Here is a 19,511-nt window from a genome sequence, read left to right on the forward strand (position 1 = left end):
TGCAGAACGGCGACAACTTCAAACACCTGTACGCCCTGGCAGACAAGCTGGGCGCAGCGGTGGGCGCTTCCCGCGCTGCGGTTGACGCAGGTTTTGTTCCCAACGACATGCAGGTCGGTCAGACCGGAAAAATCGTTGCGCCGCAGCTGTACATCGCGGTCGGTATATCCGGTGCGATCCAGCATTTGGCCGGTATGAAAGATTCGAAAGTGATCGTGGCGATCAATAAAGACGAAGAAGCACCGATTTTCCAGGTGGCTGATTACGGCCTGGTGGCTGATTTGTTCGAAGCCGTACCTGAGCTTGAGGGGATGCTCTGATAAATGAAAAGGACGAGCGTGTGCTCGTCCTTATCTTAAACATCAGCAATAGGCCTCTCATGGTTCACCGTGAGGGGTTTGATCGTCAGGCTTCTATCTTCCCGTCTTCTTTAGACACTTGGCTGAACATCTGGATGATGTCCCCGGAGGTTACGCAGCGACGGGTCTCGCCTTCCGCCAATGGCGCAGGGCCGCCGAACGATTGAGGGCTGGTATCGATATGGCCGGCTTGGGCCCGTAGCGCCGCCACGGTGCAGTTTTCCCGACCGCCTTTCATGGCGAATGCGTCGAAATTGTAGAGGCGCATTGCATTGCCATGGGTAATTTTTTCGATCACACGGGAAGACAGGTGCGAGACCGTTTCGATCAAGCGATCGGCACACTCGGGCCAAACAGTATCGGAATGGGGGTAGTCACATTCGTATGCCACGTTGTCCTCACCAATGTCGTCAAGGTTCTTCAACCCGAATTTATCGTCGATGAAACACGTCAGGAAGTGCTCGCGGAAGACGTCGCTGGGTTTTTTATTACCGAAGTTAGCGTAGGTCCAGGCTTTGTGATGCTCGTTTACGAAGTCCGCACGTTCGAGAAAATAAGGTATCCAGCCGATGCCACCCTCGGACAGCGCGATCTTCAAATCGGGATAGCGCTGCAGGGCCTTGAGGTGCAGCCAATCTGCTGCCGAATTGACGATGGAGATCGGCATGGTGATGATCCACGCGTCGATCGGCGAGCCCATCGAGGCATGTGGGGCTTGGGCACCCGAGCCGATGTGAATATTGATGACTACTTTGTTATCTGCACAGACTTTCCACAGCGGTTCCCAGTGCGCGTCATGCAGGCTGGGCTGACCCTTGAGCGAGGGGTTATCGGTGAAGCTGATGGCATGGCAGCCTTTGGCAACCACGCGTTTGATTTCTTCGACGGTGGCGGCGACGTCCCAGTAAGGCACGATGGCGTTGGGGATATTGCGCCCTGGGAAACTGCCGCACCACTCATCGATATGCCAGTCGTTGTAAGCCTTGAGCAAGGCCAGCGCATTGCGCTTGTTATCGAACTGATGGAAAAGACTCCCATCGAAGGTTACAACGCTCGGAAAGTTCAATGAAGCCAACAACCCATTGGCGTTCATGTCATCAATCCGGGATTTGATATCCCATGCGCCTTTACGCATCTGCTCGAACGAAATCGGTTCACAACCATATTCTTCGCGGTTACGACCTACGACGGCATTCAAGCCGATATTGCCAGCGCGACGGCCTTCGAATAGCCAATAATCCGCGCCGTTCTTGTCTTTGAGAACCTTGGGTGCGAAGGTTTTTTGCTCGACCGTCAGGTGTTGATCGAACATGGTGGGAGGCTCTACGATGTGGTCATCCACACTTATCAGAATCAAGTCATCGACTTTCATTGGCTGCTGTCTCCATTTCGCATGCTGCCGCTGGCCGAATGAGGCCAGCTTCACTGGCTGCTTCAGGTTGTTGTTATTGGCTGGAAGAACGTTAAGGCTTTTAAATAAAATCGGCAAGTAATAACAGACACTATGTCAGTTAATGAGCCGATTTTGTGGTTTTTGCGAGGCGGCGACGCTCGGCCGCTCCGGATGGGCGTGGGGATATCGCCCCGTTCACGGATTCAAGCTAATTCCAGCATGGCGAAATCTTCTTTCGTCGCGCCGCATTCCGGGCATGCCCAGTCGTCCGGCACATCCTCCCAACGGGTGCCGGCCGGTATACCTTCGGCAGGGGCACCCAGCGCTTCGTCATAGACATAGCTGCAAAAAAAACATTGCCATCTCTTCATGATTTTCAGGCGTTCCGTCCAGGTAAAAAACAAGGGAGTAAAATGCTTATTCCATGCGCACAGTGATCTTCTCTTCTGGGAACTTCACCGGGTAGGAGTAGGTTCAACGCGACAGGTTGGCCTTGCCTTTCACCAGACGTAGCGGGGTGTAAATCATCACCACCGTACCGTCCTGCTTGACGACCCGATTCCGGGTGCGGACTAGCCCCATGCCGGGTTTACCCTTGCTCGGGCGGGATTCCAGAACCTCCACTTCGACGTGCACGGTGTCGCCCGCAAAGGTCGGGGCTTTGATGTCCAGCTCCATGCTCAGAAATGCCACGCCGACGCCTTGTAACGCTGTTTGAAACAGCAGCCCTTCGGCGAAACAGAACACCTGGCCGCCCGGCACCAGCCGTCCGCTAAACCCGGCGTCCTTAAGGAATTCAACGTTGGTGAACAGCACTTCGAGCATGCCGGTACTGGAAATAAAATTGACGATATCAGCTTCGGTGATCGTTCGGCCAAGGGTCTGGAAGGTTCTACCCTCCGGCAGCTCCTCCCAGGGAAAGCCGACGCCAACGGTCTCTAAATCACTCATAAGGGTGTCCTTTTCAGTTTAAGACGTCACGCTCGCTCAGATCGGGTCCCACGTAGTGAGGTCTGGCGAGGGAATGTTGTCGTAGAAAAATGTCTGCATGGCCGGAATTGCGTGTTCGGCAATGGTTTCAGGAGTCCAGCCGTCGCTGCGGTGCACCGAGCGCGTCACCCTTGATTGTGAAAACAGGTAGATCTCGTTGGCCCGAACACCGAAAATCTGCCCGGACACCCCCGCACCGGCATCGCTTGCCAGGTAAATGGCGAGAGGCGCGATCTTGCGTGGCTCCATGGTTTTGAGCTTTTCCATGCGTGCGGCGGCTTCAGGTGTATCGGTGGGGACGGACGCCGTCATCGCGGTCCACGCCCACGGTGCAATGCAGTTTGAGCGAACGTTGTAACGCTTCATGTCCAACGCGATGCTTTTTGACAACCCCACCACGGCCATCTTCGCGGCTGCGTAATTGGCTTGCCCAGGATTGCCGATCAGGCCGCTGGTGGACGTCATGTGCACGTAACAGCCGCTGGCTTGGCTCTTGAAATGTGGCGCTGCGGCCCGAGCGACATAAAACGAGCCGTTGAGGTGAACATCAATCACGGCCTGCCATTCTTCCAGGCTCATGTTGAAGAAAAAACGATCGCGCACGATGCCCGCATTATTGATCACGGTGTCTATTTGACCGAATTGGTCCAGCGCGCACTCAATGATGCGGTGAGCTGAATCCCACTGGGCTACGCTTTCAATACTGGCGACCGCTTCGCCACCCGCTTGACGAATCTCGCTGGCCACGGCTTCCGCAGCGCTGCCGCCTTGCTGGGTGCGACCCAGATCGTTGACAACTACACGAGCGCCTTGTGCCGCAAAAGCAAGTGCGTATTCTCGGCCAATACCACTCCCTGCGCCGGTGATTACAACGACCTTGTCTTGAACCATATTGGGCATGCCCATCTCCTGGTGTGATGCGATAGCTGCAACGCATTTATGTCGTTGCTGGCACTGGATGCTAGCACTATAACTGTCATTATGTCAGTTATGTAATTCCACTATTCGCACCGTAAACGCAAAGGTTCACAAGTATTCCGGAGGGTGTAGAGTTGGCAAGGTACTTGCGTAGATGAGGCGGTTTCTATAGCGTTCGGCTCATAGCTGTTCGATTGTTGTTTTTTTGTAGGCTTAAATCCGGTCCTTCAGACCTTCGGCTTGCACAACCCCGTTGTTCTTTTATTTGAATTTGATAGAGCGAAACACACCCATGGCAAACGACATCACAATGAATAAACAGGGTCAGACGCTCGGACGCAAAGGTCTGGAGACCCGCCAACGGCTGATGTTTGCTTCCCGTCGATTGCTCTATACGCACCCTCTGCCGGACATCACTGCGGTGGCTATTTCCAAGGCCGCGAACACCTCATCCGCCAGTTTTTATATGTATTTCGATGATGTACAGGATGTCTTGTATGCCCTGAGCCTGGAGGCGGGGGAGGAGATGGCTGAAGTGGCAAAGCTGTTGGAGCGGCCGTGGGATCACACCCGGTCTGAGGAAGAGGCCTTACGAATCATCGAGTCGCTGAATCAGGTCTGGAGCCGCCACCGGGAAGTGCTGCGCTATCGCAACCTTGAGGCGGATCGCGGTGATCCGCGTTTCGAAGAGTTGCGAATGAATACCTACATTCCGTTCATCGAACGGTTTGCCAAGTTGATCCTGGCGGTCAACCCGGCTATGGGCGGACGCAAGAAAGGCGATGCATATGCCGAAGCTACGGTGTTACATGCGGCCATGGAACGCCTCGCAGCACTTGATCCGGTCGTGATGGAAAGGGGGCTGGGAGCCAAACGGGTCAATGCGGCGATTGCCCGCATCATCGTCCAAACGTTACGGGGCAGCGCTGCGGACAGCGATAGCCCAGCAGACCCCGCATCGGCCACCAAACCCAAACGGGCTGCCAAGGCGACGAAGACCAAGGTCGAAGATAACGGAGCCGAGGGACCAGTGTCGACCGCTCACCCTTGATTCTGGTCGCTTACCGCGAACTCGATAAACCCATGGCTCAGCACAGGTGCGTTGCGTTCGCACGCATGCATGTTGAAGACCGCTTGCCCGGTACGCACATGCCACAGGTCAAGCCGCATGGTTTCGCCAGTAAACATCGGTCCTGCATAGCGAACGCCGATGGCGCGTAGCCGATTTGGATCATTATCGCAGGCCAGTCTTAACGCCCCGCGCCCGGCCAGGCCGAAGCAGCCAACCCCACGCAGCATGTATTGCTGCCGGTTGGTATCGGCTTGTCCCGCGATTGCGATATCGGCTGAAAGCTGGAACGGTGTTCCCGCGCCTTCCGGTGTACGAATTTCGATTGAACAATCGGCCGGCCGTTGCGGAATTTGATCGCGTGGAACAACCGGTTGCGGTTGTCCACCGAACCCCCCGTTCGCACGCAGGACGGTAGTCACCTCGATGCTGATCAGGGGATTACCCAGCAAATCGCTCAGCCATTGAGTCTGCACCATGAGCGCGCCTTTTTCCGGGCCACGGTCAAAAATATCCTGGATTTTCTGGGTGACGATCACCGTACCTTCGGCGGGCAGGGGGCGATGGACTCGCAGGCTTTCTTGAGCATGAACCATTTGCTGCCAGACTATGCCAGTCTCCGTATTTTGCTGCCAAAACTCACCATCGGCCAACGCCACGGCACTCATGGGCAGGGCGAGCATTACGGGCTCGTCGTATAAGAACGGGTGGTCGGCAACCTGCCAGCCAGGGTCGATACCTGCGCCAAAGCCGCGGGCGAAACGGGCGCTGTCCTTTTTGTTATAAGACCGAGTGATAGCAGCGAATGGCCAGTTCATGAGTTTTTGATAGTCGAGGGGCACTGCGGTTGCTCCAGGCAGCAAAAGGGGGACGGGCGAGCCCGAAGGCCTGCCCGATCATGAATCAGGACCGTGCTTTCTTGGCCGCTTCCATTGACGCGTGCATGCCTGCGGCGGCCAGGGCGTAATGTTCGTTGGTGGAGGTGCTGAGAATATGGGTGTCGAAATGCGCCATCAACGAGTTACGGAATCCCATGATGTCGGCTGAGCGGTTGATCGATCGCTTAAGCATGCGCAGGCCGATGGGCGGGGCTTTGGCAATGTGTTCGGCCATGTTCAGGGTAAACTGCTCCAACTCGTCTCGTGGCACAACATGGTTGACCATGCCCCACTCTTTGGCTTCTGCGGCACTGATCTTCTGCCCGGTGAAGAGGAATTCCTTGGCTTTGCGAATACCCATTACCCACGGGTGAACCAAGGCTTCGACTGAGGCGGCGGCCAGGCTGTGGGCCACGGGGTCGCTGAAGAATGCATCGTCCGAAGCAATCATGATGTCGCACATGTTGGCGACCATGAAACCACCGGCAATACAGGCGCCCTGCACTTGGGCAATGGTGGGTTTTGGAAAGTCCCAGATACGCAGCGCATTGCCCAGGTAGTGCTCGCTTTCCCATAGCCAGTGTTGCTCGGGAGAAAAAGCCCCGCGTTTCTCCATGCCGTCAATCATGTCGTGGCCGGCGGAGAAGTGCTTACCCTTGGCGCCAATAATCAGCACCCGCACGTTGTCATCCTTTTTCGCCCGATCCAGTGCGTCGTCCAGCTCGGCCAGCAGGTTTTCTGATTCCGCGTTGGCCTGCGAGGGGCGATTGTGGCTGATCCTGGCGACATGACCGAGGATTTCGTAGGTGATATCTGAGTAATCCATCATGGTTTTCCTATAGGCAGTGATGCGTCGAATTCAACATAACCATTGTTGAGAATGGTGATATTTCGCTGTGTAGCGAGCACCCTGAAGCACGCCTGACCGGCACTCTGATGCCAGACTTCAATGCGCAGCGTTTCGCCGGGGTACATGGGGGCGGCAAAGCGCAGGTTGAGGACTCGCAAGCGATTTGGGTCGTCGTGGCACAGTAGTTTCAGAACGGCTCTGCCGGCCATGCCATAACTGCTCATGCCATGCAGGATCGGCTTGTCGAAGCCGGCCATGGCTGCGAATGCCGGGTCGATATGCAACGGATTCAGATCGCCGGAAAGCCGGTAAATCACCGCCTGTTCCGGGCGACTGTCGAGCTCGATGCTTAGGTCGCACGGCCGGTCGGTGGGGATTGCATAAGGCTTGGGCTGACCGGTGGCCGTACCGCCGAACCCGCCGTTGCCGCGCATGAAGGTCGACCAGGTCGAGGTGGCTAACAAGGTGTTGGTCTGCGCACAAAAAATCTGTCGCGACATGTACATGACCGCCCCTTTGTCGGCCCCCTTGTCGTAAATCTCATCCACACGGTCGTGACCGATCACTTCGCCGTTGGCGGGAAGGGGGCTGTGCACAGTGAGGAATTGTTCGCCGTGCAAGACTTTAGTCAGGTCGATGCCGGTCTCGGGATCAGCCAGCCAGCCCGCCCCGCCTGCCAGGACCGTGGCCATTGTCGGCAGCGCTTTAAGTCCTTTTTCATAGACGTACTGTAAGTCTTCGGGCACCAGCGGGTTGCTGGTGGCGGCGCCTACGCCTAGTGCGTAGAGGATGGTGTCGCGGTCGGTGTACCGCTGCCTGGTCTCTGGAATGGGCCAGTTTTTTATTCGTTCGTAATCGAATGGCACTTCGTATTCCTCGGCCGATTGATAGCTGAGGCATAGCATTGCTCTTAATCTAAAAACTGTCAAATAGTCAGTTATATGTTGTAGTATCGAGTCGTGAGTCAGAGATTTCGTGCTTGTGGCGCTAATTAATAACAAACAATCAGTTGCCTGCACGGCCTGTCTCATCTGCGCGGCAGCGCGGTGGCAAGCGTACCTCAAGGGTATCGCTCATTAGAACAACGCTTTGGAGGCAGGCAATGGCTTTATTGGATGGGAAAGTCGTCATCATTACGGGCGCAGGGCGCGGTCTTGGCGCCGCTTATGCGCATCTGTTGGCTGCTGAAGGTGCGGCCGTCGTGGTCAACGATCTCGGACGCGATGAGAATGGTGCTTTTGGTGCCGAATCGGTTGCCGCCGCCATTCGGGCAAGCGGTGGGCAGGCCGCAGCACACACCCAGGACATCTCCACGGTGGCCGGTGGTCAGTCGCTGCTGGCGACTGCGCTTGAACACTTTGGGCGCGCCGATATATTGATCAATAACGCCGGTATCTTGCGCGATAAATCGTTCCTCAAGCTCAGCGAGGCCGACTGGGACGCCGTAATCGCGGTCAATCTCAAGAGCATGTACGCGGTTACCCAACCCGTTTTTGGCTGGATGAAGGAGAACGGTGGTGGCGTCATCGTCAACACGTCCTCCACCTCAGGGCTGGTCGGAAACTTTGGTCAAGCCAATTATGCCGCCTCCAAATGCGGCGCCTGGGGTTTTTCCAACGTGTTGACGATCGAAGCGGCGAAGTGCGGTGTTCGGGTCTGGACGCTGGCGCCTGCGGCTGTGTCGGCCCTGACTGCGCCGTTGATGGACGACGTCAGCAAAGCGCAACTGGCCCCGGAACATGTCGCGCAAGTAGTGTTGTACATGGTCAGCGAGCTGTCTGGTACCCGCACCGGCCACTGTCTGTTCGCCTCGGGCCAAAGTGTTCGCGAGCTGAAATTGGTCTCCGCCGCGGGTATTCGTGGAGGCGGGCTCGACAGCGAGTTCAGCGCCCAACGACTTGCCGCATCGGAAGACCAGGTTTTCCGACCAGAACCGTCGTTGACCATCATGGATTTCGCCCGCTGAGCACAAGCCATCGATAAACAGTGGGCGCTTGGCGTCCCAAGGAAAACATATGAGCACTAAAGTTCTGGTGGCCGGGGTTGGCATGGTCAAGTTCACCAAGCCCGGCAAGAGTGAGATGTACGACATTATGGGCGCGCAAGCCATTGCCAGTGCCCTGCAGGATGCGGGCATTGATTACAGCCAGGTGCAACAGGCGTATGCAGGGTTTGTGTCCGGCGACACCTGCTCCGGACAGACCGCCCTGTACCACGCCGGCTTGACGCAGATCCCCGTGATCAATGTCAACAATGCGTGTGCCAGCGGTTCTTCTGCCCTGTTTTTGGCGCGCCAGGCGGTTATGAGTGGCGCGGTAGAGGTTGCGCTGGCGGTCGGCTTTGAACAGATGAATCCAGGTGCGCTGGCCGGCAGTGATGGCGCTGCACGCACCCCGATTACGGTGCGTATCGACGAGGCGACGCGACGCATTCGTGGCTGGGACGATCAGGCTCCCAGCGGTCCTCAGTATTTCGGCGGGGCCGGTGCCGAGTACATGGAGAAATACAACGTGACGGCTGAGCTCTTCGGTCGCGTGTCGGTGAAAGCCCGCAGCCATGCAGGGCGTAACCCCTACGCCTTGTTCACTGAACCATTGACCCTCGAGCAGGTGATGGGCTCACCCACTATCTTCGGCCCGCTGACCCGGCTGATGTGCTGCCCACCCACCTGTGGGGCGGCCGCAGCGGTCGTGGTTTCCGAGGCTTATGCACGTAAGCATGGCTTGGCCAACTGTGTTGAAATTGCAGGCATGAGCCTGACTACCGATGGACCACAAAGCTTCGGTTCGGACAGCATGATTCAAGTCGTCGGCGCGGGCATGACCGCCCTCGCTGCAAGCCAGGCCTACGAGCAGGCGGGGATTGGACCGGAGGACCTGGATCTGGTGGAACTGCATGATTGTTTCTCGTCTAACGAAGTCATCAGTTACGAAGCGCTGGGTCTGTGCGGTGAAGGACAGAGTGAGCGCTTCGTGCTAGATGGCAGCAACACCTATGGGGGCTCGGTCGTCACTAATCCGTCCGGCGGATTGCTTTCCAAGGGCCATCCATTGGGGGCCACCGGTTTGGCACAAATCGCTGAAGTGTCTTGGCATCTGCGCGGGTTGGCAGGTGATCGTCAAGTAGAGAATGCTCGGGTTGGCGTTCAGCACAACGTCGGTCTGGGAGGTGCTTGCGTGGTAACGGTGCTCAAGCGCGCTTGAACAAGGGTGACCTGGTCACTCTGGTGACCAGGTCTGACTGATGAGTAAGGTGGCTGTCAGGCTTGTATCGGCTTTGTCAGCCGAGGCCATAACGCTGCACTTCCAGCGTCCAAAACCTGGAACCCGATTCGCTCGGCCCACCACTGTTCGCTGCCCGCATCTGATCGCCATTGCCACAAGCGCCGGGTGTAGTAATGCAGGCTGTGCTCTTCGGTCACGCCGATAGCGCCGAACACTTGATGGGCGATGGCGGCGGCGCGTCCTGCCGCTTTACCCACCAGGGTTTTGGCCACCGCCGCGGCCTGGAAAGGATTACCGGCGTCTATCTGGCGTGCTGCATACAGACCGGCGACTTGGGCGGCAGCTGCCTGCGCCGCCAAGTCGGCGATCATGTGCTGGATCGCCTGAAACGAGCCGATGGGTTTGCCGAACTGCACCCGGGTGTTGGCGTAGTCGACACAAAGTTCCAGCACTCGAGCCAGAGCACCAGCCATCTGGATGCTTCTGAGTACCGCGATATGGGGGCGCAGCGTTTCTTTCATCAACGCTAGCGGTGCAGTTGCAAACTGTTGGGGCATGACGCCGCTGAGGATCCATTCGGCACAAGGCAAGCGGTCGAGCGTATCGACCTGGGTCTGGCTTCCTTTTTTCGCGTCCACCAGACAAACAAACGAAACGCCTTCGCGTTCAGCCGTCAACACGACATGCCCGGCAAGGGGTAGCCAGCTCAGTTGAGCATCGCGGCCATGCAATCGGCCTTGTTCGTCCAGACGGTACTGTTGGGTTGAAACTGCCAACGGCCCTGAAGGTACCTCTAGCCCAGCGCTCGACAGTGCCCATCCCGCTACGGCGGTTTCTCCCAAGGGCAAGGGCGCGGCATGGAGCCCGCACACCCGCAGCATCGGTTCGCTGTCTGCCCAGCTCAGGCCTGCGCCACCCTGTTCCTCAGCGGTCATGGCGAGCGTTATGCCCATGCCCTCTACTTCGCTCCAAAGCGCCACCGCAGGGTGACCGCTTTCGGCGTCTACCCACATCTGTCGATTTATACGGTCAACAAAAAGGCGATTTACCTGCTCGGCGAGCATTTCACTGATATTCATGTCTTCGCTCATCGCAGTCCAAGCCCCTTGGCAATTATGCCGCGCAATATCTCGCGAGTTCCGCCACGTAACGAAAAACTCGGCACGTTCTGCACCAGGAAAGCTTGCATTTCGCTCAACTTTTCTCCACGAACACAGGTCGATGGCGGGTCGAGCAGCTCTCGCACCAGCTCCGGGATTCGTTGTTCGTGGGTATTTCCCAAGTCTTTAACCAGCGCTGCTTCTTTAGCCGGCGAATGGCCGTCCTGAAGTTGGCCGAGGATCGACAATGACATTTCGCGTAACACCACCAATTCGGCGAAGGCTTCGCCCAGCTTGCGCGCGGCCAGGCGGTCGGCTTTGTGATCGCCTTGCAAGGCTTCGATGGTCAGGGGAAGCAGGGGGAAGCTGCTCATGTAGCGATCGGGTTGGCTGCGTTCGAAGGCCAACTCAGCCGTTGCCTGACTCCAGCCATTACCGTCCTGTCCCACCAGCATGTCGTCGGCGACGAAAACATCATCGAAGGTGACTTCGTTGAAGTGCGCTTCCCCCGTCAGGTCATGGATGGGCCGTACCTCAATACCAGAAGAGCGCATGTCGATCAGAAACTGCGAGAGACCGTTGTGCCGTTCCGTGTCGGCGGCGCCCCCGGTACGGAACAGGCCAATCATGAAATCGCACAGGTGCGCGTTGGTGGTCCAGACTTTGCGACCGTTAAGCCGCCAGCCGCCCTTGACCCGTGTCGCCCGAGAGCGCAGCGAAGCCAAGTCGGAACCCGAATCGGGTTCGCTAAGGCCGATGCAAAACGACGCCTGGCCTTTGACAATCAGCGGAATGAAGCGACGGCGTTGTGCTTCGCTTCCCAGGCGCAGCAGCAGAGGGCCGCTCTGCCGGTCGCCAAACCAATGAGCACCCAGCGGTGCGCCGACGGCGAGCATTTCCTCGACCACCACATAGCGCTCCAGGCCTGAACGCTCGTGGCCGCCGTAGGCTTTTGGCCACGTCATGCCAATCCAGCCACGACGGCCGACTTCCTCGCTGAATTCCCGATCAAAGCCGGTCCATGAGTGACCAATTTTCCAACCGGACCAATGACTGGATGCTTCTTGCAGGAAAGACCTGACGTCCTGGCGTAAAGGCTCCAGGCTCGCCGGCAACTGCAGCGGTTTGAAACTGAAGGGTGATGTCATGGCAAAGCCCTCAGATGACGTGTCGTAAACGCAGATCGGCTATCCGATCTGGATCGAGACCCAGCCAGTCACTCAGTATTTGCGCAGTGTGTTCACCGATGGTCGGCGGGGCGAGCTTGTAACGCACCGGTGTGGCGGAAAAGCGCATCGGGCTGGCGACGGTCTGGATTGTGCCGTTGATCGGGTGTTCCATCGGCACAATGAGCCCGCGTTCGATGGCATGGGGGTCTTGTTCGAGGTCGGCCATGCTATTAATCGGACCGCAGGAGACGGTGGCGGCATTCAGGTGGGCGATCCATTCATCCTTGCTTTTGCCTTGCAGCGCGGCTGTCAACAATTCTGATAACTCCTGGCGGTTGGCCACCCGCGCGCCATTGCGGGCGAACTTCGGATCATCGATCCATTCTGGGTGACCGACCGCAGCCGCCAGACGAGCAAACTCCCGGTCGTTGAACGTTGCCACCAAAATGTGCCCGTCGTCGACCGTGTAGACGCCGTAGGGGGAGGCACTGGGGTGATCGTTGCCTGTGCGGCCAAGCTCTTTGCCACCGTTGAACCAAGCGGAAAAGGTGTTGAGCAGCGCCGCGACCTGGGCGTCGAACAGCGACACATCGATATGTTGACCCTCGCCGCTTTGATGGCGGTGGTTAACCGCTGCCAAAACGCCAATGGCGGCATACAGACCGGCGCAAATATCCGCCACCGGTACGCCAACGCGCATGGGCCCATCGCCAGGGTGTCCCTCGCGGTGACCTGTGACCGACATCACACCGGCCATGGCCTGTATCAGATAGTCGTAGCCTGAGCGGTTAGCGTAGGGGCCGGTCTGGCCAAAGCCGGTGATGGAGCAATAGATCAGGCGTGGATTTATCTCACGCAGTTCTTCGTAACTTAACCCGTATTTGGCCAAGGTCCCGGTGCGATAGTTTTCCAGAAGAATGTCTGATTTCGCTGCCAATTGGCGCAGCAGCTCAGCGCCTTCCTGTTGAGCGAAGTCGACACTGATCGAGCGTTTGTTGCGATTGACCGATTGGCTGTAGGTGGACTCTTGATGCGGCTCGTTTTCGGTGCCCTTCAACCACGGCGGTCCGATGCGGCGGATGTCATCGCCTTCGCCTTGGCGTTCCACCTTGAGCACATCGGCACCTAGGTCGGCTAGGATCTGACCCGCATAGGGGCCGGCAATGACTCGGGTCATGTCGAGGACGCGCAGTCCGGCGAGTGCTTCTTTGGCGCTGTTTAGCATAGTCATACCGCGATGGTGTAGCCGCCATTGACCGAAAGGACTTGGCCGGTGATGTAGGAAGCCGCCTCAGAGAGCAGGAAGCAGACGGGAATGGACACTTCTTCGGGGGAGGCGAATCGGCCTAAGGCGATTTGCGCCAGATAGGTCTCAAGAAAGCGTGGGTCGGTGCGAACCTTCTCGGTCATGGCGGTCTCTACCATGCCGAAACACACCGCGTTGGCACGAATGCCGTGCTTGGCCCATTCGCGGGCGGCGGTCATGGCCATGCCGAACATGCCAGACTTGGCCGCCGCATAGTTGATTTGTCCCATGCTGCCGCGACGGCCTGCATCTGAAGAAATGAACACCACCGACCCAGGGCTGGTGTCGCCCGCTCTGGCCCGCTCAAGCAGATGGGCACCCACGGCTTGCGTGAAGAAAAACGAGCCGGTCAGGTGTACGTCAATGACTTGTTGCCATTGCTCCAGGGTCATTTTCTCGATCATGGCGGGACGGCCTATCCCCGCATTATTGACCAGCCCATGGACCGCCCCGAAGTGAGCGACTGCCTGACTGACGGCGGATTGCACAAATGCCTGGTCGCTGACACTGCCCGCCAGTGGAAGGAAATGTTCACCCCATTCATCGGCTGCGCTGTGCAGTGCATCGGCATTCAAATCCACCGCTGCCACGTTGGCCCCCAGTTCAATGCACAGACGTGCAATGGCCAGGCCGATTCCCTGGCCCGCGCCGGTGACGACAAAGGTACGTCCCGCAAGTGACATCGGATTCTTCATGGTCTTTCGCCTAGTGGGTGAGGGGGTCGAAAACGACAAAAAACTGCTCGGCTTCCTGGGCAATGCGCGCCTGGACCCGTAGGTCGATCTGTACCTCGTCGGCGGGTATTCCTTCAACGCGGCTCATCATTCGCGGACCTTCATCAAGATCGATCAACGCCACGTTGTAGGGCTGGGCGGGAGGCTTGGGACGGATAACGGTCACAGAATAAACAGTGCCTAACCCACTGGCGGGTATCCATTCCAGATCCGTGTTGCCGGTGCCCGGTTCAAGCATCCGAGGATAAAAAAAACAGCGTTGGCTCGCGCGACTGCGCTGCAGCATGAAATGGCCTTGTTTCAAAAAGTTCTGGAAGTCGGCGTCGGGGCGCAGAGTCATGTTCGCGTACCTGATCTATTTATTTTTAACTGTCATTAAGTCAGTAATTGATTAATTTATTCGGTGATTTGTCGATTTATGAAGCCTCAGATGGTATAAAACTGTCAATCAGTTAGTTTTCAATATGCGTTTATTCCTGCTTTCAGTCAAGCGCAGGGACACGCTTCAAAGAGGAATCGCGGTTCATGACAGACACATCGAATTCGTTGTGGGCGCCCTTGCGTTTCGCGCCATTCCGCGCCCTGTGGTTAGGTGCGCTGGCAATGAATTTAGCGATCTGGATGCAGAATGTCGGGGCCGCCTGGCTGATGGTGTCGCTGACCACCTCACCCTTGCTGGTCGCGCTGGTGCAGACCGCGATCAGCCTGCCCGCGTTTTTCTTTGGACTGCCCGGAGGGGTGTTCGCCGATATTTTCAATCGCCGACGCTATCTGCTCCTCACCCAGCTCGGGATGTTGTTTACTGCTGCCGTCCTGATCACCTGCAGTGCGTTGGGACTGGTCAGTCCGTGGCTGCTGCTGGGACTGACTTTTTGTTTTGGCATCGGCTTCGCCTTACAGGGTCCGGCCTGGTACACCACCCAAGCGGAATCAGTGCCAAGGGCGCTCATGCCATCAGCACTGGCGTTGTCGTCGTTGTCTTATAGTTCGGCGCGGGCGGTCGGCCCGGCGTTGGCCGGAAGCGTGGTGGCGGTGTCGGGCGTCATCAGTGTGTTTGTCATCTGCGGAGTGTTGTTGCTGGGTTCATTAGTAGTCGTGATGCGCATGACCGCGCCAGAGCGCGATAACAGCCTCGCGCCGGAAACACTATGGGCGGGGTTGCGCGGCACGATCCGCTATGTTCGGCATTCCGAGGTGATGCGTGTTCAATGCCTGCGCACGCTGACCTTCGTTGGCGCGGCGAGCGGCGTATGGGCGCTGTTGCCAGTGATTGCCAGCGAGTCGGGTGGGGCCGGGAGCTATGGTGTTTTGCTGGGCAGCCTAGGGGTTGGCACGATGCTCGGGGCCTTTCTGATGCCGGTGCTTCGGGCGCGAATGAGCCTCAACCTGATGCTGGGCCTTGCGGCATTGCTGTACGCCGCCAATTGTCTGATCGTGGGTCTGGTGCCGAACACAAGCGTGCGATGCGTTGCTCTGTTTATGGCCGGGATCGGTTGGTTGGCCGTTGGCACCACCAACCTGGTGGCCATTCAGTCATCGGTGCCGCCGTGGATCCGAGCCCGGGCGGTGGCGATCTATATGCTGGTATTTCAGGGCGCGCTGGCCATCGGCGGAGCTCTGTGGGGTGCGGTCGCCAGTCATATAGGCAGTCGCCAGGCATTGGTCATTGCCTCGGTCGGCGTGGCGCTGTCAATGCTGGTCATGTGGCGTTATCCGGCCCGCCTGGGGGACGACGCAGAGGTGACACCATCGGACATCGGCCTTCCTGCGGTGTCGTTTCCCGAGCTGAATTTCCGGGAAGGCCCGGTGGCAGTGCAGATCGCCTATGAAATCAGGCAGGAGGCTCGGGAAGAGTTTTTGCGCCAGATCGGCGGTGTCGGCATCCAGCGTCGCCGCGACGGCGCCAGCTTCTGGCGCATCTACCGAGAATTGAATCATCCGGACTGCTACCTGGAACGCTTTATCGTCGACTCATGGACGGACTACCTGCGCCATCAGCGTCGGACCACGCTTGCCGACCAATTGGCAGAGTCAAAAGTGCGGGCGCTGCACTGCGGTGACAACCCTCCTGTGGTTTCACATTTTATTGGTGAATGCCTGGTTCGTTGACCGGCGTGCTCTGTGGTTTTCCGTGTTCATAAAACAATAATGAGAGGAGTGCGTCATGAAGGCTTTGTTCTATCCCGGAATCTGGCTGATGAATCGCCTGGGGTTCGCCCTCAAGTTCAGCCTGATCAGCGTCTTGTTCTTTGTTCCTTTGTTAGGGGCCAACCTTTATCTAGTACGCGATGCCTACCATGAATGGCGCATTACCGATGTGTTGCTGGGCAGCCTGGGCCGAGTGCAACAAACCCTTCACCTGCAACAGACGCTCGATGTGCTCACAGATCTGACGTTGATCCGGGCGCGAGTCGGTCAGGTAGAGCAGAAAAGCGATATTCGCCAGCGTATGGAATCTACCCAGACAGCTGCTGCTGCGTTGATGGCGGGACTCAATCAGGCAGGCGCCAATACCGCCGCCATTCAGCAGAAGCTTGATGCACTGGCCTCCGCGCTAAACACCGTGAGTCACACTGACGGCGCCGGGCCGAAGGCTGAATTGGCCAGCCAATTGGCCGCGCATTGCGCCTTGTTCCTTGAGGCCGTCATGGAACAGCAAGGGCTGAGTCAGGATAACGAACAGCGGGTGCGCCAGCTCAGCACCTTGGTCAGCGTGCAAGTGCCGCGTCTGACGGCCCTGCTGAACAAGGCCAGAGCCTTGGGCTCCGTCACGTTGGGCGTGGGTTATTTGAGTTCCAGCGACACGGTTGTCCTGGAGCAGGTGGTCGTTGGGATGGAGCGTGCCCGTACTGAAAGTGCGCAGACGTTCGAAGTATTTGATGCGGCCCAGGGCAACACGCTGATGCAAGCGTTACAGGACAGCCTGAAAGCGGTGGACGCGGCTAGCAAAGTCTTGGATGAGCAGATACTCAATGGGGCCGACTCGGGGCGGCCGTGGCCTGTTTATTTTGATCAGATGACCGGTTTCAGCGATCAGGTGTACGCGTTGAACGATGAGGCACTGACGCTCCTTGTTCGGTCGCTGAATCAACGCTTGAGTCAGGCACATGGGCAGATGGTTCTATTGTCTGTGGCATCCCTGGTCATTCTGTTATTGATCACGTACCTGTATGGCGCTTTTTATCTGGCGACCCGTGGGGTCATCGAAGATTTGGGTCGGGTAATGGGCAAGGTAGCGGACGGCGACATGACGGCGAGCTTTGAGGTGGTTGGCCAGGATGAATTGGCGGCGTTGGGCAGGGTGTTCAACGGCACGGTCGGACAGATTCAAAACTTGATCCGTCAGGTCGATGGAGTGGTGTTGCAGGTCGGACGGCAGACGGACCTGGTGCAATCAGTCGCCACCACCAGCTCCAAAGAGGTGACCGACCAGCGTGAACAGCTGGAGCTGGTGGCCTCGGCCATGAACCAACTTTCTACCACTGCCCGTCAGGTAGCGCGCAATGCCTCCGCTGCGGTCAATAGCGCTCAAGACGTGAACCGGGAAACCGAACGGGGTCGCCATCGGGTGCGTGAGCAGGTGAGCGCCATTCAGAAACTGGCCGGAGAAATAAATAATTCCATGCAGTTGATTCACCAACTGGCGACCGACAGTCAGTCTATTGGCCAAGTGCTGGAGGTAATCAGAAGTATCGCCGAGCAAACCAATTTGTTGGCGTTGAATGCAGCCATCGAAGCGGCGCGGGCGGGTGATCAGGGGCGGGGTTTCGCGGTGGTTGCTGACGAGGTTCGCACTTTGGCGCGCCGGACCCAGCAGTCGACTCATGAAATTGAACATATGATCGCTGGGTTGCACAGCCGGGTCGCCGATACGGTCAAGGCCATGAGTAACAGCCATCAAATCGCCAATACTACGGTGAGCCAGGCTGACGAGGTGGAGCAGGCGCTGGAGAATATCGTGGCGGCCAGTGGTTTGATTGTCGAGCAGAGTCAGCAAATTGCGGTAGCTGCCGAGCAGCAAACGCAAGTGTCGCAGAGCATCGATCGGAGCCTGGTGGACATCAATCGCGCCGGGGAGCGCACCGCTAGCGGTGCGGTTAAATCAGAGCAAGCCAGTCAGGACCTTCAGGGGTTGGTCAGCACGTTGCAAACCGTGATCGGTGCGTTCCGCATTTAGGTCCGTGCAAACAGAAAAGGCATGAGCAATGCTCATGCCTTTTTGTTTTGTGCAGAAAGTGAATCAGTCCCGTGTACCTTCGAGCAGTCCTTTAAGGTTGCTGCTCATCACCCGTTTGGTCTGTACGTCGTCAAGGTCTTCAATGTCTTTGAAGAAATCCAGCGGGTGCAGCAGGCCTTCAGGGTGAGGCCAGTCACTGCCGAACAACACGCGCTCGACGCCGACCAGTTCAATGACCTTGGCGACCGGATCTTCATAGAATGGCGAGACGAACACATGGCGACGGAACGCTTCCACTGGGTGGCGCTTAAATGCCTTGGGCATTTTTTTGTACGCATGGTTCAGGCGGCCCAGCAGAGGCTCCAGCCACGCTGAACCATTTTCCAGCGACGCCACACGCACATTAGGGAAGCGATCGAACACGCCGTGGCAAATCAACGCTGTCAATGTGTCTGAAATCGCCCGGCCCATCCAGTCCAGTACCTCACTGAAAGGATCTTTTTCAAACGGGCGAAATTCACCCTTGCCGCCTGCAGTCCACCAACTGTTGATCTTGTCATAGCCGGAGTCGGATACGTGCAGCATGACGAAAATACCGGCTTCGTTGACGCGCGCCCAGAACGGATCGAATTCTGTGAACCCCATCGAGCGTCCGCCCGTTACGCCTGCGACGGGGGCCGGCCTTACGCCTACTACCCGAGCGCCCGCAGCCAGCACAAAGTCCAGTTCCTTGACCGCATTATCGACGTCAATCAGGTTAATCATCGGTACCGGAAACAGACGATTATCACGTGCAAAGCCGCACTCTTCAGCCAGCCATTGGTTGGATGAATGGAACAGTGCGGCGATGGCTTCGGGTTTATGTGCCAGGCGTTCTTCAATCACCGACGCCAGCGTCGGAATGAACAGCCCGGCGTGAACGCCTTGCTCATCCATTACTCGCAGGTGCGCTGCGCCGTCAAAAAAGGAGGGGTCAGAAGGCACCGGTTCCCCGCCGAACTCTCGCAGTGACAAGCCGTCGGGGTTTTCCCCGCGATACCACTTTTCATGGGAGCCAGGAGCAGCCACCACATCGAACGTCGGATTGGGGATGTAATCACTTAGCACGCCGCCTACGGCGAGTTTTGTACGGCCATTGATCTGCACGTACTGGAATTCTTTGCGGAACTGCTTGGGCAGGTTGCGCAGGAAAGCCTCTGGGGGCTCGTAGAAGTGACGGTCTACATCGTAGATAGGATAGTCGACGGCTGACATCTGGACCTCGGTATTTAGTCAGGTTGCTGGGTATAACTGACAATATGTTAGTTAAATTGGGGCGTCAAGCGGTCCCGTCGATAAGCCCTG

At 57.5% G+C, this 19,511-nt stretch carries 19 protein-coding genes; 6 read left to right on the forward strand and 13 right to left on the reverse strand.

What is annotated here, in order from left to right; genetic code table 11:
• Nucleotides 1-320 (forward strand): FAD-binding protein (locus tag JWR17_RS24425; RefSeq protein WP_299835646.1); only part of this gene is annotated, 320 nt, incomplete at its 5' end.
• 85 nt (nt 321-405) lie between these two features.
• On the opposite strand, the gene JWR17_RS24430 is transcribed toward JWR17_RS24425, so the two are convergent.
• The 4 genes from JWR17_RS24430 to JWR17_RS24445 all read right to left on the reverse strand — a co-directional run bounded on the left by JWR17_RS24430 (nt 406) and on the right by JWR17_RS24445 (nt 3,642).
• Nucleotides 406-1,731, reverse strand: coding sequence for an amidohydrolase family protein (locus JWR17_RS24430; RefSeq protein WP_299835647.1), 1,326 nt, complete (start codon nt 1,729-1,731; stop codon nt 406-408).
• A gap of 224 nt (nt 1,732-1,955) precedes the next feature.
• Nucleotides 1,956-2,123 carry a rubredoxin gene (locus tag JWR17_RS24435; RefSeq protein ID WP_299835649.1) on the reverse strand — a complete coding sequence of 56 codons (168 nt, stop codon included), beginning with the start codon at nt 2,121-2,123 and terminating at the stop codon, nt 1,956-1,958.
• Between the two features lie 103 nt (nt 2,124-2,226).
• Nucleotides 2,227-2,703, reverse strand: coding sequence for a MaoC family dehydratase N-terminal domain-containing protein (locus JWR17_RS24440; protein WP_299835651.1), 477 nt, complete (start codon nt 2,701-2,703; stop codon nt 2,227-2,229).
• Nucleotides 2,704-2,739: 36 nt separating this feature from the next.
• Nucleotides 2,740-3,642: an SDR family NAD(P)-dependent oxidoreductase gene (locus tag JWR17_RS24445; RefSeq protein WP_299835653.1), complete on the reverse strand. Its 903-nt coding sequence runs from the start codon at nt 3,640-3,642 to the stop codon at nt 2,740-2,742.
• Between the two features lie 328 nt (nt 3,643-3,970).
• Here JWR17_RS24445 and JWR17_RS24450 point away from each other — a divergent pair, with 328 nt between their 5' ends.
• Entirely contained in the window at nt 3,971-4,711 is a 741-nt protein-coding gene (locus JWR17_RS24450) for a TetR/AcrR family transcriptional regulator (RefSeq protein WP_299835655.1), read from the forward strand.
• Here the strand turns inward: JWR17_RS24450 and JWR17_RS24455 are convergent.
• The 3 genes from JWR17_RS24455 to JWR17_RS24465 all read right to left on the reverse strand — a co-directional run bounded on the left by JWR17_RS24455 (nt 4,702) and on the right by JWR17_RS24465 (nt 7,362).
• The gene (locus JWR17_RS24455) at nt 4,702-5,571 is read right to left on the reverse strand and encodes a hypothetical protein (RefSeq protein WP_299835657.1); all 870 of its coding nucleotides are present in this window, start codon (nt 5,569-5,571) and stop codon (nt 4,702-4,704) included. The two genes, JWR17_RS24450 and JWR17_RS24455, sit on opposite strands and share 10 nt — an antisense overlap.
• 61 nt (nt 5,572-5,632) lie before the next feature.
• Entirely contained in the window at nt 5,633-6,433 is an 801-nt protein-coding gene (locus JWR17_RS24460) for an enoyl-CoA hydratase (RefSeq protein WP_299835659.1), read from the reverse strand.
• Nucleotides 6,433-7,362, reverse strand: coding sequence for a MaoC/PaaZ C-terminal domain-containing protein (locus JWR17_RS24465; protein ID WP_299835661.1), 930 nt, complete (start codon nt 7,360-7,362; stop codon nt 6,433-6,435). The genes JWR17_RS24460 and JWR17_RS24465 overlap by 1 nt, the downstream gene beginning before the upstream one ends.
• Before the next feature lie 197 nt (nt 7,363-7,559).
• On the opposite strand from JWR17_RS24465, the gene JWR17_RS24470 reads away from it, so the two are divergent.
• Entirely contained in the window at nt 7,560-8,423 is an 864-nt protein-coding gene (locus tag JWR17_RS24470; protein ID WP_299835663.1) for an SDR family NAD(P)-dependent oxidoreductase, read from the forward strand.
• 49 nt (nt 8,424-8,472) lie between these two features.
• Complete coding sequence (locus JWR17_RS24475) at nt 8,473-9,660, forward strand: lipid-transfer protein (protein ID WP_299835665.1); 1,188 nt, start codon at nt 8,473-8,475, stop codon at nt 9,658-9,660.
• A 56-nt stretch (nt 9,661-9,716) separates the two neighbouring features.
• Here the strand turns inward: JWR17_RS24475 and JWR17_RS24480 are convergent, their stop codons facing one another.
• From JWR17_RS24480 to JWR17_RS24500, 5 genes are read right to left on the reverse strand one after another with little or no spacing between them, the layout of a single operon-like run.
• Entirely contained in the window at nt 9,717-10,760 is a 1,044-nt protein-coding gene (locus tag JWR17_RS24480) for an acyl-CoA dehydrogenase (protein ID WP_299835666.1), read from the reverse strand.
• A gap of 8 nt (nt 10,761-10,768) precedes the next feature.
• Nucleotides 10,769-11,929 (reverse strand): acyl-CoA dehydrogenase family protein, encoded by a 1,161-nt coding sequence (locus tag JWR17_RS24485; protein ID WP_299835668.1) that lies wholly within the window; start codon nt 11,927-11,929, stop codon nt 10,769-10,771.
• 10 nt (nt 11,930-11,939) lie between these two features.
• Nucleotides 11,940-13,181 (reverse strand): CaiB/BaiF CoA-transferase family protein, encoded by a 1,242-nt coding sequence (locus JWR17_RS24490; protein ID WP_299835670.1) that lies wholly within the window; start codon nt 13,179-13,181, stop codon nt 11,940-11,942.
• Nucleotides 13,178-13,951: an SDR family NAD(P)-dependent oxidoreductase gene (locus JWR17_RS24495; protein ID WP_299835671.1), complete on the reverse strand. Its 774-nt coding sequence runs from the start codon at nt 13,949-13,951 to the stop codon at nt 13,178-13,180. Before JWR17_RS24495 ends, JWR17_RS24490 begins: the two co-directional genes overlap by 4 nt.
• Before the next feature lie 10 nt (nt 13,952-13,961).
• On the reverse strand, nt 13,962-14,330 hold the full coding sequence (locus tag JWR17_RS24500) for an OB-fold domain-containing protein (RefSeq protein WP_299835673.1): 369 nt from the start codon (nt 14,328-14,330) through the stop codon (nt 13,962-13,964).
• Between the two features lie 185 nt (nt 14,331-14,515).
• Between JWR17_RS24500 and JWR17_RS24505 the strand changes: the two genes are divergently transcribed.
• Together JWR17_RS24505 and JWR17_RS24510 are read left to right on the forward strand one after the other, a co-directional pair.
• Entirely contained in the window at nt 14,516-16,099 is a 1,584-nt protein-coding gene (locus JWR17_RS24505; RefSeq protein ID WP_299835675.1) for an MFS transporter, read from the forward strand.
• A 55-nt stretch (nt 16,100-16,154) separates the two neighbouring features.
• Nucleotides 16,155-18,167, forward strand: coding sequence for a methyl-accepting chemotaxis protein (locus tag JWR17_RS24510; RefSeq protein ID WP_299835677.1), 2,013 nt, complete (start codon nt 16,155-16,157; stop codon nt 18,165-18,167).
• A gap of 63 nt (nt 18,168-18,230) precedes the next feature.
• On the opposite strand, the gene JWR17_RS24515 is transcribed toward JWR17_RS24510, so the two are convergent.
• On the reverse strand, nt 18,231-19,421 hold the full coding sequence (locus tag JWR17_RS24515; RefSeq protein WP_299835679.1) for an amidohydrolase family protein: 1,191 nt from the start codon (nt 19,419-19,421) through the stop codon (nt 18,231-18,233).
• Between the last annotated feature and the right edge of the window lie 90 nt (nt 19,422-19,511).

The sequence above is a fragment of the Pseudomonas sp. genome (assembly GCF_028293835.1).
Classification (GTDB): domain Bacteria; phylum Pseudomonadota; class Gammaproteobacteria; order Pseudomonadales; family Pseudomonadaceae; genus Aquipseudomonas.